This window comes from Vicinamibacterales bacterium (genome assembly GCA_036504215.1).
Classification (GTDB): domain Bacteria; phylum Acidobacteriota; class Vicinamibacteria; order Vicinamibacterales; family Fen-181; genus FEN-299.
Genome location: DASXVO010000035.1, coordinates 1 through 16,135 on the forward strand (window position 1 = coordinate 1; position 16,135 = coordinate 16,135).

General features: G+C 66.1%; 15 protein-coding genes. 14 read left to right on the forward strand and 1 reads right to left on the reverse strand.

What is annotated here, in order from left to right; all coding sequences use genetic code 11:
• Positions 1–1,203, reverse strand: a 1,203-nt coding sequence (locus VGK32_08665; GenBank protein ID HEY3381826.1) for a hypothetical protein, incomplete at its 3' end; no start/stop codon positions are given.
• A gap of 79 nt (positions 1,204–1,282) precedes the next feature.
• On the opposite strand from VGK32_08665, the gene VGK32_08670 reads away from it, so the two are divergent.
• The 14 genes from VGK32_08670 to lpxA all read left to right on the forward strand — a co-directional run bounded on the left by VGK32_08670 (position 1,283) and on the right by lpxA (position 16,133).
• Positions 1,283–2,305, forward strand: coding sequence for a VWA domain-containing protein (locus VGK32_08670; GenBank protein HEY3381827.1), 1,023 nt, complete (start codon positions 1,283–1,285; stop codon positions 2,303–2,305).
• A 142-nt stretch (positions 2,306–2,447) separates the two neighbouring features.
• Positions 2,448–2,948 carry a DUF2085 domain-containing protein gene (locus tag VGK32_08675; protein HEY3381828.1) on the forward strand — a complete coding sequence of 167 codons (501 nt, stop codon included), beginning with the start codon at positions 2,448–2,450 and terminating at the stop codon, positions 2,946–2,948.
• Positions 2,949–2,950: 2 nt separating this feature from the next.
• Positions 2,951–3,343, forward strand: coding sequence for a DUF6677 family protein (locus VGK32_08680; protein HEY3381829.1), 393 nt, complete (start codon positions 2,951–2,953; stop codon positions 3,341–3,343).
• 8 nt (positions 3,344–3,351) lie between these two features.
• The gene (locus VGK32_08685) at positions 3,352–3,525 is read left to right on the forward strand and encodes a hypothetical protein (protein ID HEY3381830.1); all 174 of its coding nucleotides are present in this window, start codon (positions 3,352–3,354) and stop codon (positions 3,523–3,525) included.
• A 52-nt stretch (positions 3,526–3,577) separates the two neighbouring features.
• Complete coding sequence (locus VGK32_08690) at positions 3,578–3,961, forward strand: VanZ family protein (protein ID HEY3381831.1); 384 nt, start codon at positions 3,578–3,580, stop codon at positions 3,959–3,961.
• Positions 3,951–4,733, forward strand: coding sequence for an enoyl-CoA hydratase-related protein (locus tag VGK32_08695; protein HEY3381832.1), 783 nt, complete (start codon positions 3,951–3,953; stop codon positions 4,731–4,733). Before VGK32_08690 ends, VGK32_08695 begins: the two co-directional genes overlap by 11 nt.
• 12 nt (positions 4,734–4,745) lie before the next feature.
• Entirely contained in the window at positions 4,746–5,231 is a 486-nt protein-coding gene (gene nusB, locus VGK32_08700) for a transcription antitermination factor NusB (protein ID HEY3381833.1), read from the forward strand.
• Between the two features lie 4 nt (positions 5,232–5,235).
• Positions 5,236–6,738 (forward strand): lysine--tRNA ligase, encoded by a 1,503-nt coding sequence (lysS, locus tag VGK32_08705; protein HEY3381834.1) that lies wholly within the window; start codon positions 5,236–5,238, stop codon positions 6,736–6,738.
• A complete protein-coding gene (locus tag VGK32_08710; GenBank protein HEY3381835.1) occupies positions 6,735–7,961 on the forward strand; it encodes an ABC transporter permease in 1,227 nt (408 codons plus the stop codon). The genes lysS and VGK32_08710 overlap by 4 nt, the downstream gene beginning before the upstream one ends.
• 4 nt (positions 7,962–7,965) lie before the next feature.
• Entirely contained in the window at positions 7,966–8,640 is a 675-nt protein-coding gene (locus VGK32_08715) for an ABC transporter ATP-binding protein (GenBank protein ID HEY3381836.1), read from the forward strand.
• Positions 8,641–8,778: 138 nt separating this feature from the next.
• A complete protein-coding gene (locus VGK32_08720; protein HEY3381837.1) occupies positions 8,779–11,214 on the forward strand; it encodes an ATP-dependent Clp protease ATP-binding subunit in 2,436 nt (811 codons plus the stop codon).
• Positions 11,215–11,322: 108 nt separating this feature from the next.
• On the forward strand, positions 11,323–14,010 hold the full coding sequence (gene bamA, locus VGK32_08725) for an outer membrane protein assembly factor BamA (GenBank protein HEY3381838.1): 2,688 nt from the start codon (positions 11,323–11,325) through the stop codon (positions 14,008–14,010).
• A 90-nt stretch (positions 14,011–14,100) separates the two neighbouring features.
• Positions 14,101–14,772: an OmpH family outer membrane protein gene (locus tag VGK32_08730; protein HEY3381839.1), complete on the forward strand. Its 672-nt coding sequence runs from the start codon at positions 14,101–14,103 to the stop codon at positions 14,770–14,772.
• A 107-nt stretch (positions 14,773–14,879) separates the two neighbouring features.
• Positions 14,880–16,133 carry an acyl-ACP--UDP-N-acetylglucosamine O-acyltransferase gene (lpxA, locus tag VGK32_08735; GenBank protein ID HEY3381840.1) on the forward strand — a complete coding sequence of 418 codons (1,254 nt, stop codon included), beginning with the start codon at positions 14,880–14,882 and terminating at the stop codon, positions 16,131–16,133.
• The last annotated feature ends 2 nt before the right edge of the window (positions 16,134–16,135 follow it).

Genomic DNA, 16,135 nt, shown 5'->3' on the forward strand with positions numbered 1-16,135 from the left:
CGAACGGCGCACGAAGCTCCGGCCGTCCTCGATGTGGACCCGGACGTCGGGCCGCAGGTAGAGACCGCCCGAGAAATCGCGGAAGCGGTCCATCATGACGTCTCTGGCGATGATCGGGTTGATTTCCACCGCATCCACGCATGACGCGCCAAAGAGCAGGGCCGAGAGGAGATCGCGGCCGCCACCGGGTCCGATCACGAGCGCCGAGAAGCCGCGCCCCGGAACGCTCGTCCGAGTCCCGGCGTCGGGCGTCGATGCCGGGTCATGCCCGCCGACGGCGAGGTGATACCCGAGCGCCGTGAGTTCCGAAGCCAGGTAGCGGACATCGCTGAGGTTGCCGGTGAAACGAACGATGGGCGTCGAGGCTGCCGAGTCGATGTCCATGAAGCGCGTGTCGGGCATGGGGCCGTGGTACGTCGAACTGAGCGACCAGTCACCGTGCTGGCGGTCGTAGACGGCGATCCGCGAAAAGGAGTTCCACTTGCTGAACAGCACGCGGTCCTTGTCGTGGCCCTTGGTCTCACCCACGTCGAATGTGACGATGCCGGCCAGGTGGGCACCCCAGGGCAGCAGGGCGAGCGCGACGGCCCAGGGTGTCAGGTAACGTCGCGTTCGTGCGTCGGCGAAGCATACAGCCGCCGCGGCGCCGAGTCCGGCGGTCGACAGCACGACGCCCGGTGCGCCCACGCGGTCCAGCAAGGGCAGGAGCAACAGGCACCCGGCGGACGCGCCGACCAGGTCGGCCGCATAGACGAGGTTGATCCGCCCGGCGAGCCGCGAGATGGCCAGCGAGATGACGGCGCCGCCCGAGAAGAACGGCAGCGCGGACAGGCCGTAGATCGCCAGCATCAGTAACAGATTCCGAATCGAGTAATTCAGGCCGACCCGCAGCCGGACGAGGGCGGCCAGCGACAGCGTGGTGACCAGCGCGTAGGCCAGTGCGTGCCAGGCGAGCAGCGAGGCCGGCGTCAGCCGATCGAACAGACGCCGCGCGAGGTAGACGTAGACGCCGCTCGCGCTCAAGCCGAACAACGCGATCGAAATCGCCAGGAATGCGAAGTGGTAATACATCGTGACCGAGAAGATCCGCGTCAGCGCGAGCTCGGTCATGAGGAGGGCCGCCGAGATGCAGCCGACGCCAGCCAGCACGGCGGTGGTAACGGTCGGCGTGAACGGAGGTGCGGGAGTCGCCGTGTGATCCATAGCGGGGCAGTGTACCACTCGTCACGTCCGGAACGTCGTTTGCAAGGGCCTCGGTCCAGGTCAACCGAAGGAGCCTGCCGTGTCTGGACTGCGAGCCATCGTGTTCTGCGGCTGCCTGTCGTTCTCGTGGCTCGGCGCCGCCCTTCTCGTCGCGCAGAGCCTGGCGCCAGGTTTGGCGACGGTGCCTGCAGCGCTGCTCGACACTCCGCGCCGGACGTTTCGCTCAGCCATAGACTTGGTGACGCTGAACGTCAGCGTGACGGACGGCCGGAGCCGGAGCATCGGCGGCCTGTCGGCGGGCGACTTCCAGGTCCTGGAAGACGGGGTTCCTCAGGACGTCTCGTACTTCGCCGCGACCTCGGTGCCACTCGATGTGGCGCTGCTCATCGACTCCAGCTCGAGCATGCGCGAGAAGATGAGCTCGGTGCAGCTGGCTGCCGAATCATTCGTGAAGGCCCTGCGACCGGAAGATCGCGGGATGGTTGTCGAGTTCAACGACCAGGTCCGTGTCCTGCAGCCGTTTGTCAACGACCGCGCACAGTTGACGGCGGCGATTCGTCACACCAGGGCCCGGGGGGCGACCGCGCTCTACACGGCGGTCTACGTGACGCTCGATCAGTTCAGCCGAGCGAGGTCGCTCGAAGGCGCGAATGGCGAGATCCGGAGACCGGCGATCATCGTGCTGACCGATGGCGACGACACGTCGAGCCTGATCCAGTTCGACGACTTGCTCGAACGGGCTCGTCGGACAGGAGTGGCGATCTACCCGATCTCGATGATCGCTCCAGCCGAGAGCGAGCGCCTCCAGCAGGACGGCAGCCGCCGGTTCCTCGGCGAATCCGACTACCTGCTGAAGTCCCTGGCGCAGGAGACGGGAGCCCGCGCGTTCTTTCCGACGCTGCTCAGCGAACTCGACAGCGTCTACCAGTCGGTCGCCGACGAGTTGGCGCTGCAGTACGCGCTCGGGTACACCTCGAAATCGGGCCGCCTCGACGGAACCTTCCATCGCCTGGTCGTCCGGGTCCCGACCCGGCCCGAGTTGCGGTCGCGCACCAGGATGGGCTACTACGCGGACGTCCCCACGCGCGCCGGGGGCCGATAGAGGCGACCTCGTCGGCACGCAACCGGGGACCCCGAGCGCACCGGTCTGGCGCATGCCGCCGACCTGCGATGCGCGGCAACCTGGTGTCGGACGTGCCCCGCGTGATGCCCCACGCAGCCGAGTCGAAGGGTACAATCCCGGTGTGGAACAGACATGGATGCGGGCTGCGGGCCGGATCTTGCTGGCGCTGGTGATGGCGTGGGCGCTGCTCGTGGTGGGTGCCCCTTGGCTTGCGCTCGGACGCGACACCTCGGACGGCGTGTGGCGGGTGTCCGCGCTGGCCTATGCGATCGGCGGCATGGTGTGCCACCAGCAGCCGGACCGGTCTTTTCACATGGCTGGCGCCCAACTGCCGGTGTGTGCGCGGTGCACCGGGCTCTACGTGTCGGCCGCCGTCGGCGTGCTCGGCGCGTGGGGCGCCTGGCGTTTGTGGCCACGGTGGCGTACGCGGCTGGAACCGGGCGGAGCGGGTTGGCGTCAGGCCCTGCTGCTGGCGGCGCTCCCGACAATCCTGACGGTCCTGCTCGAATGGGCGGGCCTCTGGGCGCCGGGGAACGCGTTGCGGGCGGTGGCTGGCGTTCCGCTCGGCGCCGTGACCGGGGCCCTGCTGGCTGCATCGATGAGCTTTCAGGGTAGACTATAGGGATGCGAGCGGACACCGCAGAGCGAGTGGAAACCGGCGGCCTGGTGCTGTTGTGTGCGGCCGGCTGGATGATTCCGGGCGCCGGGCATCTCTGGCTGGGGCGGAGAACGAAGGGACTGGTGTTCCTCCTGGCCCTGACGGTGATGTTCGCGATCGGTCTTGCGTTTCGCGGACGGCTGTTTCCGTTCGAGCCATCCGAACCGCTGGTGTTTCTGGCGGCCGTGGCCGATCTGGCGATGGGGCTGCCGTACTTCGTCGCCTGGGGATTGAACCTCGGGCAGGGCCAGGTGATTGCGGCGACGTACGAGTATGCCAACGCCTTCCTGATTGTCGCCGGCCTGCTCAACATGCTCGTCGTTCTCGATGCGTACGACACGGCCGTCGGCCGCAAGTGAGAGGGCCCGTGACCAGTCATCTCCTCCTGCTCTTGCTGTTCTCGTTCTTCGTCGCGCTCGTGTTCGCAGTTCTGACGAAGGATCAGCCGCGCGAGCAGTTGCGGTTCGGAGCCCTCGTCTTCGGCGGCTTCCTCGTCACGGCGCTCGTGCTCGGCTGGCTGATGTACCCGTTTCCGCTGTAGTCGCACCGGACACTGACTGCCTGTGGTCCCACACGAATCCCCGCCCGACAACATGGCACCCAGCCGATTTCGACTGTGGGGGGCCGTGGTCCTGTACTGTGTGCTGATCTTCATCTTGTCGTCGATCTCGAACGTGCCCACGCTTCCTGGGCACATGTCGGACAAGACCGCGCATACCCTGCTCTACGCCGGACTCGGATTCCTGGTGGCGCGCGCTCTCGCGAAGGGGCTGGGGCGGCCGGTGCCCGGTTGGATCGTCCTCGTCGTTGCGGCGTTCTCGGGGCTCTATGGGCTCAGTGACGAAACGCACCAGTTGTTCGTGCCGCACCGTTCGTTCGAGCTGATGGACATGGTGGCGGATGTCGCCGGAGGAACCCTTGGCGCGGGCGTACTCTGGGCGTGGAGTATAATCGCGGGGTCCCGCCATGGCATTTGACAATCTCCTGCTCGACCGCGACGGTGCGACGGGCACCATCACCATCAACCGCCCGCAGGTCCTGAACGCCCTCAACCGTGCGACCATCGACGACCTTCGACGTGCCGTGCTGGAACTCGGTCGCGACGAGACGGTGCGCGCGGTGATTGTCACCGGCGCAGGCGAGAAGTCGTTCGTCGCCGGTGCCGACATCCATGAACTCCGCGGTCTGACGCCGGTCCAGGCACGGGAGTACGCGCGAGCCGGCCAGCATGTTTTCGATTTGATCGAGCACCTCGGCAAACCGACGATCGCCGCGGTCAACGGATATGCGCTCGGCGGGGGCTGCGAGTTGGCGATGGCGTGCAGCCTCAGGATGGCGGCCGACACGGCGCGCTTCGGACAGCCTGAAGTGAAGCTCGGCCTGATTCCAGGATTCGCGGGCACTCAGCGGCTGCCGCGGCTGGTCGGCAAGGGGCGCGCGCTCGACCTGTTGCTGACCGGGCGCATGGCCGACGCGCAGGAGGCGTTGCAGGCAGGTCTGGTCCAGCGGGTCGTGCCGGCGGGGCAGCTCATGTCGGAGGCGAGGGCCCTGGCGGCGAGTCTCGGACAGCAGGCTCCGGCCGCGATCCGCGCCATGCTGGAGGCCGTCACGCGGGGAACCGAGGTCTCGTTCTCGGAAGCCACGGCGCTCGAGGCCGCGCTGTTCGGGCTGGTCGCCTCGACCGACGACGCACGCGAAGGAACGAGCGCGTTTCTGGAAAAACGTCAGGCGCAATTCACCGGAAAGTAAATCGAGACGACTGTGGTATCCACCAGGCGACGGGCACCGGCGGGCACGGAACCGCGGAGCGAAGAGTTCCGCCAGCGGCGGCGCGCCCGGGAGGCGGCGCTCCAGATGCTCTACCTCTGCGAGGTGGGGCAGGTGGACGCCGGGGCCGCGATCGCGGCGCACGTCGACATGGAGCAGCCCGAGCGTCTGTCCACTCCCGAGGCGTCGGAGTTCGCGGCGCGCCTGGTGCTGGGCACGACGCGGAGCCTCGAGGAAATCGACCCGCTCATTGCCGCAAGTGCCGAGCACTGGCGGCCGGAACGGATGGCGATCATCGACCGGCTGATCCTTCGCATGACCGTGTATCAGTTGCTGCACGTGCCCGACGTTCCCGCTACCGTGGCGATCAACGAAGCGGTGGAACTGGCGCGCGCGTTCAGCGGCGAGGAATCGAGCGGTTTCGTCAACGGCGTGCTGGACGCCATCAAACGCCGCCTCGAAGCGGCCAACCAGTCGTAACGCTATGCCACAGGAACACGAACTTCTCGCCCAGCGCAGGGCCAACATGGACGCCCTGGCGGCGCTCGGCGTCGATCTCTATCCGCACGAATTCGAGCGCACCGACACGATTGCCCAGGTGGTGGCCACCCACGGCCAGAAGTCGAAAGAGGATCTCGAGACGACGCGGATCGAGACCACGACGAGCGGGCGAATCCTCGCGATCCGGAGTTTCGGCAAGGCGAACTTCCTGGTGCTCAGTGACGGCCTGGCGCGGCTGCAGATCTACGTCAGGCAGGACTCGATGCCTGCGCGCGACTTTCAGGTCTTCAAGCTGCTCGACCTCGGCGACTTCGTCGGGGTCAGTGGGCACCTGTTCCGAACCAAGACGAACGAGTTCACGATCTGGGCCGCGAGCGTGACGTTCCTGACCAAGTGCCTCGTGCCGCTGCCGGAGAAATGGCACGGCCTGCAGGACATCGAGATCCGGTACCGCCAACGCTACCTCGATCTGGTCGTCACACCCGAGACGCGGCGCGTCTTCGAGGCCCGGAGCCGCGCGCTGGCCACGATCCGCGAATTCCTGAACGCGCGCGCCTACCTGGAAGTCGAGACGCCGATGATGCAGCCGATGGCGGGCGGCGCGCTCGCGCGGCCGTTCGTGACGCACCACAACGCGCTCGACATGGATCTATACCTGCGGATCGCGCCCGAGCTGTACCTGAAACGTCTCCTCGTCGGGGGGATGGAACGCGTCTACGAGATCAACCGCAACTTCCGGAACGAGGGGATCTCCACCCAGCACAACCCCGAGTTCACGATGCTCGAGTTCTACCAGGCCTACAGCAACTATCTCGAGCTGATGTCGATGACCGAGGCGATGCTGTCGGAAGTGGCGACGGCAGTGGCCGGCAGCGACGAGGTCCCCTTCGGCGAGCACACGCTCTCGTTCAGGCCGCCCTATCGCCGGCTGCCGATGCGCGGCGCCGTCTGCGAGGAGGCATCCAGGCGGCTGGGGCGCAGCGTCCCCGAGGCCGAATTGCGCGACGGGGCGACGGCCAGGGCGCTCGCGCGGCAATTGGGTGTGGACCTCGAGCCCGGCATGGGACCGGGCAAGATCACCGCAGCCATGTTCGAGGTCCTGTGGGAGGCCTCGCTCATCCAGCCCACGTTCATCTACGACTTCCCGACCGACGTGTCGCCCCTGTCGAAGCAGAAGCCGGACGATCCCGACACGGTCGAGCGGTTCGAACTCTACGCCGGCGGCTTCGAGCTGGCCAACGCCTTCAGCGAGCTGAACGACCCGGCGGAGCAGCGCCGGCGGTTCGAGCAGCAGATCCAGGAGCGGCAGAAGGGCGACGCCGAGGCGCACGAGATGGACGAGGACTATGTCCACGCGCTCGAGTACGGCATGCCGCCCGCCGCTGGCGAAGGCGTCGGCATCGACCGCCTGGTCATGCTGCTCACCGACAGCCACTCGATTCGAGACGTCATCCTGTTCCCGCTCATGCGCGGGCGGAAAGAGTGAACGTCCCCTTCGAACTCCACGTCGCGCTGCGATACCTGCTGGCCAGGCGCAAGCAGGCGTTCATCTCGATCATCTCCCTGATCTCGACGCTGGGTGTGGTGGTGGGGGTGATGGCGCTCGTGATCGCGCTCGCGCTGATGACGGGGCTGCAGGGTGAGCTGCGTGACCGCATCCTGGGATCCACCGCCCACGTCTATGTCTGGAAGCCCGCCGGGATCGTCGACTACCGGGCCGAGGTGACCCGTCTCCGCCAGGTGCCCCACGTCCTGGGCGCCGCGCCCGTCGTGCTCGGGAAGGCCCTCATCACCACGGTCCAGGGCCAGTCGTTCATCACGGTGAAAGGGATCGACCCGGCGCTCGAACCGACCGTGACGGACGTGGCGCGCTCGATGAGGCGGGGAGGTCTCGCGGGGCTCGAGGGCAGCGGCGACAAGCTGCCAGGCATCGCGATCGGTGCGGACCTGGCGAAGACGCTCGGCGTGCAGGTCGGTGACCGCGTGCGGGTCATGACGCCCGAAGGCACGCTGTCGCCGATGGGACTGCTGCCGCGCCAGCGCACGCTCGTGGTGTGCGGCATCTTCGCGCTGGGACTTTGGGAGTTCGATTCGACGTATGGGTTCGTCTCGCTGCCACTGGCCGAGCGGCTGACGGATCGCGACAGGCCGGAGTTGATCGAACTCCGCGTGGATGACATCTACCGCGCGCCCGCCGTGGCACGCGACATCAGCGATCGGTTCGAGGGCCAGTACATCACCGAAGACTGGACGCAGCTGAACCGGTCGCTGTTCTCGGCCCTGTGGCTGGAGAAGATGGCCATCTCGATCACGATCGGCCTCATCGTGATGGTGGCGGCGCTGAACATCGTCGCGTCCCTGATCCTGCTGGTGATGGAGAAACACCGTGACATCGCCATCCTGAAGACGATGGGAGCGTCCGGGCGGAGCATCATGCTGGTGTTCGTGCTCCAGGGACTGGTCATCGGGATCGTCGGCACCGGCGTGGGTGCGACCGCCGGATACGTCGTGTCGTCAATCCTGGATCGCTACCGCCTGATCCGGATCCCGATGGATGTCTACCAGGTCTCCTACGTGCCGTTCGTCGTGCTGCCGCTCGACTTCGTGCTCGTGATCGTCTCGGCAATCGTGATTTGCTTCGTCGCGACGCTGTACCCGTCGCGCCAGGCGTCGAAGCTCGATCCGGCCGAAGCGCTGCGGTTTGGATAGGGCTATGTCCTTCGTCAGCGTCACCGACCTCGCCAAGTCCTACCGCACCGCGGCCGGCCCGCTTCAGGTGCTGCGCGGGCTCGAGCTGTCGGTCGAGCGCGGCCAGATGGTGGCGATTGTCGGCGCGTCGGGCGTCGGGAAGAGCACGTTGCTCCACGTGCTGGGGGGGCTCGACCAATTCGACGGCGGGACGATCCGGATCGGGGACACCGATCTCTCGCAGATGAGCGACGCCGAACGGGTGGCTTTCCGGAACCGCCACGTCGGGTTCGTCTTCCAGTTCCATCACCTGCTGCCGGAATTCGACGCGCTCGAGAACACCGAGATGCCGCTGCGCATCGCACGTCTCCCCGTGCCCGAGGCACGCCGGCGGGCGCTGGCCGTGCTGGCGCGCGTCGGCCTGCGCGACCGGCTTTCGCATCGCCCCGGGGCGCTCTCGGGCGGCGAGCAGCAGCGGGTGGCGATTGCGCGCGCGCTCGTGGCTCAGCCGATGCTGCTCCTGGCGGACGAGCCCACGGGCGACCTCGACGAGCGGACGGCGGACGCGCTGCACGACCTGCTGCGCGAGATGCACCGCGAGCACCAGCTCACCTCGATCCTCGCCACGCACAATACACGGCTCGCGTCGGTCTGTGACCGCATCTTCCGCCTCGAGGCCGGACGCCTGGTTGCCGAGTAGCGCGGCATCCGGGCCACGCCGCGTGGCCGGGCGCTCGACCAGCGGGCCGCGGCGGGCCGCCCGCCGATCGGTTGTGCCGTATAATGCGATCAGGTTCCCATTGATTTCCAATCCGACTCAACCGCGCAGGTAGCCCGGATGTTCGAACGCTATACCGAAAGGGCGAGGCGGGTCCTCTTCTTCGCCCGGTACGAGGCCAGCCAACTCGGCAGCATTTCGATTGAAACCGAGCACCTGCTGTTGGGGCTGATCCGCGAGGGGAAGGGGCTGACGAGCCGGATCTTCGCCCGATCCCACCTGTCGCTCGAGACCATCCGCAAGGAGATCGAGGGCCGGACGGTGTTCCGCGAGAAGGTCTCCACGTCGGTCGAGATTCCCTTCAGCGCCGAGACGAAGCGCGTCCTGCAGTTCGCGGCCGAAGAGGCGGATCGCCTGCTGCACAACTACGTCGGGACTGAGCACCTGTTGCTCGGCATCCTCCGCGAAGAGCGATCGGTGGCGGCGTCGATCTTGACCGAACGCGGCATGCGGCTGAACACGGTGCGGGAGGACGTGGTCCAGCTGCTGAACGAGAAGACCACGCTGACACGGGTGAAGGACACGCCGCTGCTGGCCGAGTTCAGCCGCGACCTGACCGAGGCGGCGATCAAGAACCTGCTCGACCCCCTGGTTGGGCGCGAGCACGAGGTCGAGCGCGTGCAGCAGGTGTTGTGCCGGCGCACGAAGAACAACGCCGTCCTGATCGGCGAACCCGGCGTCGGCAAGACGGCGATCGTCGAAGGTCTCGCCCAGAAGATCGTGTTCGGGGACGTGCCGCACTTCCTCGCCGACAAGCGCCTCCTCGCGCTGGACATTTCGCTCATCGTCGCGGGCACGAAGTACCGCGGTCAGTTCGAGGAGCGCCTGAAGGCGATCATGAAGGAGCTGACCGACAACCCGAACATCATCGTGTTCATCGACGAACTACACACGCTGGTGGGCGCAGGCTCGGCGGAGGGCTCGCTCGATGCGGCCAATATCCTCAAGCCCGCGTTGTCGCGCGGAGAGATCCGGTGCATCGGCGCCACCACGCCTGCCGAGTACCGAAAGTACATCGAGAAGGACCGGTCGCTCGAGCGCCGGTTCCAGGCCGTCAAGGTGGATCCGCCGTCGGAGGCCGAGACGATCGAGATTCTCCTCGGGATCAAGGAGCGCTACGAGCAGTTCCACCACGTGGACTACACGCGCGAGGCCATCGAGGCGGCGGTCTACCAGTCGAGCCGCTACATCACCGACAGGTTCCTGCCCGACAAGGCCATCGATCTCATCGACGAGGCGGGCGCGCGGGCGAAGCTGCGCGACGCAGGCTGCAGCGGGGAACTCGGCGAGATCAACAAGAGCATCCGCGTGGCGGTCGAGCAGATGGAGGACGCCGTCTCGCAGCGCGACTTCGAGCGGGCCCAGTTCTACCGCGATCAGGAAGTCTCGGCGCGCGAGAACCTCCAGTTCGTGCGCGAGCGCTTCGACGTCAAATCGAACGTCCGCCGGCTCGTGGTCGGCAAGCAGGAGATCGACGAGGTCGTCTCCAAGTGGACCGGCGTCCCGCTCGCCTCGATCAACCAGGACGAGGGCGACAAGCTGCTGCGGATGGAGGAGCAGCTGCACCGCCGGGTGATCAGCCAGGAGAAGGCCATCTCGGCGCTGTCGCGCGCCATCCGCCGGTCGCGCGCCGGCCTCAAGAATCCCACGCGCCCGGTGGGCAGCTTCGTGTTCCTCGGCCCGACCGGCGTCGGCAAGACGGAACTCGCGCGCGCGCTGGCCAACTTCCTGTTCGGCAGCGACCACGCGCTCATCCGCTTCGATATGTCCGAGTACATGGAGAGGCACTCGGTGTCGAAGCTGATCGGATCGCCGCCGGGCTACGTGGGCCACGACGAGGGCGGCCAGCTGACCGAGAAGGTGAAGCGCAACCCGTACTCGGTGGTGCTGCTCGATGAGATCGAGAAGGCGCACCCGGATGTCTTCAACATCCTGCTGCAGGTCTTCGAGGACGGCCACCTGACCGACGGTCTGGGGAATCGCGTCAACTTCAAGAACGCGATCATCATCATGACGTCGAACATCGGTGCGCGCTACATCCAGAAGAAGGGCGCGGTCGGGTTCCAGTCGGCCGAGGTGGCGGAGGTGAACCGCAGCCTCTCGGACATGGTGCTCGCGGAAGTGCGCAAGACGTTCAATCCGGAGTTCATCAACCGGATCGACGAGATCATCGTCTTCGACCCGCTGTCCGACGAGGACCTGCGGCGGATCCTGGAACTGCTGGTGTCCCAGATGAACGAGCACCTGGTGGACCGCCGGCTGCGGATCTCGCTGACGCCGGACGTCGTCGACTGGATCATCAATGCCACATGCAAGGATCGGTCGTACGGCGCACGTCCGCTGCGCCGCGCGATCCAGCGGTACGTGGAGGATCCGCTCTCCGAAGAGCTCATCCGTGGCAAGCTCCACGGTGGCGACGTCGAGGTGTATCTGGAGGGGGGGACGCTGGCCTACAGGCCGGTCGGGACCCCTGCCGCCGGCCAGAGGCTGGCCTGAAACGTCTAATACCCTGTAAACTAAGATGTTCGAGAGAGGCTCGAATGCCCCTCTTTGGTGCAGCGTATCGGTGCGCGGGCCGGTACTTACAGTTTTTCTGAATGATTCATGCGTAAGTGCTGTTTCGTCCTCCTCCTGGCGACGCTGGTCCTGATCCCGGGCGTCTGGCGACCGGCCCTCGCGGTCGCGGCTGCACAGCCTGGAACCGCGCCCGGCCCGTCCCTTCAAGCGGGCCAGGCCAAGCCGCCGGCGCCGCCACCGCAGGTCCCCTCGCAGCCTGCGGGGACGGGACGGATACTCTGGTGCGGCCGCGAAATCGGTCCCCCCTCGAGCCTGCCCCCGTCCGGGTCTGGTCCGGTGGTCTACCTGCTGGGTGCGTGCTTTCCGGACCAGGGCGGTGTGTCGGTCATCGAGCCGGAGACCTATCTCTACTACATCCAGTTGAAGCCGAGCCGGCCGTCGACCGGGCAGTGGACGGCCTGGAACGAGCAGACCGAGAAGACGGTCTTCGACGACTTCAAGCGCCTCTGGGGCACGAACTTCCTCGACAACCTGTCGATCGAGGTCACAGACTACCCGTTCTCGAACGGCGTGACCGGCAAGCTGGTCGCCTACAACATGGAGGAGCGCCAGCGGGTCAAGATCGTGGACTACGAGGGTGCCAAGCACCTCGAGCAGACCAAGATCGACGAGAAGCTGAAGGAGGAGAACGCCTCCATCCGGCTCGATTCGTTCATCGATCCCAGCCTGGTCCGGAAGGTGAAGAAAGTCGTCCTGGACATGCTGGCGGAGAAGGGCTACCAGTTCGCCACGGTGAATCCCGAGATCAAGCCGCTGCCCGGCGGCCCGAAACTCGTCAACCTCACGTTCAAGGTCGACGAGGGGCCGCAGGTGAAGATCCGGCAGGTGCAGTTCGTCGGCAACAAGGCGGTGGGGAACTTCGCGCTGACGCGCCAGATGAAGAACAACCGCGGCAAGTGGTTCCTCTCCTTCATCACCGGCCACGGCACCTACCAGGAAGCGAAATACGAAGAGGACGCCGACAAGATCGTCGGGTACTACCGCGACCACGGGTACATCGCGGCGCGTGTCGGCGATCCGGAGCTGAAGTACATCGAGGACTCCCCGAACCGGCGGACGCGGTGGGTCCAACTCCGGATCCCCATCACCGAGGGTGAGCGTTACAGAGTGGGGAATTTCACCTTCGACGGGAACAAGGTCGTGAAGTCCGAGAGCCTGCGACCGATGTTCAAGCTGAAGGCGAATGACTGGTACAGCGACAAGGCGGTCCGCAAGGGGCTCGAGAAATCACGGGAGGCGTACGGGTCGGGCGGCTACTTCGAGTTCACGGGCTACCCGGACCTCCAGCCGCGCGACGAGGCCGGGGCGGCCGCGGCGAAGGCGGCGGAGGCCGGGCAAAAGCCTGTGCCACCGCCGGTCAAGCCGGTCGTCGCGTCTCACGGCAAGGCGCCGATCGTCGATGTGACGATGCGGATGCAGGAAGGCAAACAGTACTTCATCAACCGGATCGTCTTCGTCGGCAACACGACGACGCGCGATACCGTCGTCCGGCGGGAGATGCGGCTGTTCGAAGAGGGCGTCTTCAACACCGAGGCCTTGAAGTACTCGATCAAGCGGATCAACCAGTTGGCCTACTTCAAGCCGCTCGAGGGCGGGAAGGACGTGGACGTTCAGAAGACGCCCGGGACGGACAACAAGGTGGACGTGACGCTGAAGTTCGAGGAGCAGAACCGCAACCAGCTCACCTTCGGCGCCGGTGTCTCCCAGTTCGAGGGCTTCTTCGGCCAACTCGGCTTCCAGACCGCGAATTTCATGGGCCGCGGCGAGACCTTCGGTGTCAACCTGCAGGCCGGCTCGCGGGCACAGAACTACCAGATCTCGTTCTCAGAGCCCTATCTGTTCGACAGGGCGATGACCGGCGGCATCGACGTCTTCCGGCGCCGCATCGAGTACATCAACCAGTTCACGCAGAAGTCCACCGGCGGCAACCTCGTGTTCGGGTTCCCGCTCAAGGACTTCACGCGCATGTTCATCAACTACAGCTATGAACATACGACCGTGACCGACGTGAACCCGCTGTACACCGACCCGCTCGTGCTGGCATCGAACCCCTACCTGGCGGATTCGTTGTTGCTCGGGGCGAACGGCGCGCGGACGATCAGCAAGGTCGTGCCGAGCCTGGTGCACAACACGGTGGACAACCCGATTTTCCCGACGACGGGGAGACGGTATACTCTGTCTATTGATCTGGCCGGCCTCGGTGGGGACACCAATTTCTACAAGCCGATGGCGGAGGGCGTTTGGTACTTCCAGCATACCAAGCGGACCTCATTCGGCTTCAGGGCGCAGGCGGAGTACATCAGCCAGTTCAGCGGCTCGAAGGCGCTGCCGGTGTTCGAGAAACTGGCGCTCGGCGGCGAGTACAGCATCCGAGGTTTCGACATCCGGTCGATCGGACCGAAGACCGAAACGGGGCTGGTGCTCGGGGGCAACAAGAGCCTGCTGTTCAACGCCGAGTATCTGATTTCCATTGCCGGCCCGGTGCGCCTCGTGCTGTTCTATGACGCGGGTCAGGTGCGCGACGATGGCGAGAAGTTCTTGCTGAAGGAGTTCAAGACGTCGACCGGCGCCGAAGTCCGGTTCTTCATGCCCGTCTTGAACGTGCCGTTCCGCCTGATCTTCGCGTACGATCCGCAGCGTGACGGCATTCTGGACAACAGCTTGCAGCCGCAGAAGGCGTTCAGCTTCCGGTTCGCCGTTGGATCGACGTTCTAGCCCGGATGCGGGCGGGTGAGTTCTGGTAGGTGTCGGTGGGTTTTCCGACGCGTTCGTGTATCACTGTCAACCGAGAAAGGGACTGCACTGATGAGACGCTTTGCCGTTGCCGTGCTTCTCAGCCTGGCGCTGGGAGCCGTTCCGACGTTCGCCTTGGCCCAGGCCAAGCCCACGACGCCGCAGAAACCCGCCTCCGCTCTGGCTCCCGCGGCACAGAAGCCGGCCACGCCGTCCCCGGCACAGGCCGCTCCGCAGCCGCCGCGCCCGTTCCCCGAGGGTGCGAAGATCGCCTACATGAACATCCCGCGCATCGCCGCCGAATCGTCCGAGGGCAAGGTCTCCACGACGAGGGTGAACGCGCTGCGCGAAAAGAAGCTCGCCGAACTGAACGCGAAGAACAAGCAGCTCGAGACGGCGCAGCAGAAGGTGAGCCAGGGCGGCAATCTCCTGAGCGAGGACGCCCGCGCCACGGCTCAGAAGGAAGTCGAGCGGATTCAGGTCGAGATCCAGCGTATGCAGCAGGACGCTGAGGCCGAGATGCAGGACCTGCAGCAGCAGTTGCAAGCGGAATTCCAGCGGAAGTTGACGCCGATCATCCAGCAGGTCGCGGTCGAGAAGGGGATCCACGTCCTCCTCAGCCAGACCGATGCCGGGATGGTGTGGGCGGACCCCGGCCTCGACCTGACCAACGACATCATCAAGCGGTTCGACGCGGCAATGACCGGCGCCAAGCCGCCGGCCAATCCGCCGCAGGGCCAGTAGCCGCGCGCGGAACGTCGCGTGTGCCGTGCTCCACTCTCTGGGCGGGGACCGATCCCGGGTCGGTCCCCGTCCGTGCGTACCTGCTCCCTTGATCTGACAAGACTGTGTTGGCCACTACCATTCCTGCGCTGCTCGACCGGCTGTGCTATCGGTATCCCTCGTACCTCGTCGACGCCATCGCGGAGCACGTGCCCGGCGAGCGGGTCGTGGCGTTCAAGAACGTCACGGTCGGCGAGGATTTCTTCCAGGGCCACTTCCCGGGTGCGCCGCTGATGCCCGGGGTGTTGATGATGGAAACGCTGGCGCAGGTGTCGGCGTTCCTGTTGCTGTACAACGAGGAACAGCGCGCCACCGCACGCGTCGTCCTGCGCGGCGTCAACGACGCCAAGTTTCGCAAGCAGATCGTGCCGGGCGACCGGGTGCGGCTCGAGGTGAACCGGCGGAAGGGGCGCGGGCCGGTGGCCCGGCTGCACGGCGTCGCGTTCGTCGACGACCAGATCGTGGCCGAGGCCGTGCTGTTGATGGCGGTGACCGAGGACGCGATCCGGGTCGACCCGACGGCGACGGTCGAGCCGGGCGCCGTCATCGGTGCGGGCACGGTGATCGGGCAGAATGCCTTCGTCGGGCGGCACGTCCGGATCGGGAAGGACTGCAAGATCGGCGCGTCCGCGGTCATCGACGGGTGGACGGAGATCGGCAACGAGAACGACGTGTCGCCGTTCGTATCGATTGGCCTGGCACCGCAGCACCTCAAGTATGCGGGCCAGCCGACGCGGGTCGTCATCGGCGATCGAAACGTGATCCGCGAGTTCGTGACGATTCACCGCGGTACCGTCGAAGGTGGCGGTCTGACGCGGGTTGGCAGCCGGAACCTGCTGATGGCGTATGCGCACGTGGCCCACGACTGTGCGGTCGAGAACGACACGATCCTCGGGAACGCCGCAACGCTCGGCGGCCACGTGCACGTGGAGGACTTCGCGAACATCAGCGCCTTCTCTGGCGTGCACCAGTTCTGCCGCGTCGGGAAGCACGCATTCATCGGCGGGTACTCCGTCGTCACCAAGGACGCGATGCCGTTCGCGAGGACCGTGGGCAACCGCGCGCGCATCTACGGGCTCAACACGATCGGCCTCGTTCGGCGCGGCTACTCGGTTGAGACACTGAACAAGCTCAAGCGCGCGTACCGCTACCTGCTCGTGTCGAAGCTCAATACCAGCCGCGCGGTGAGCCGGATCCAGGCCGACGAGACGCTGGTCTGTCCGGAAGTGCAGTACCTCATCGATTTCATCCGCAGCTCGCACCGTGGCGTCCTGCTGCGACGGCCGGCCCGGCGGGCCGACGAGGCAGTGGTGGATGAGTAGAA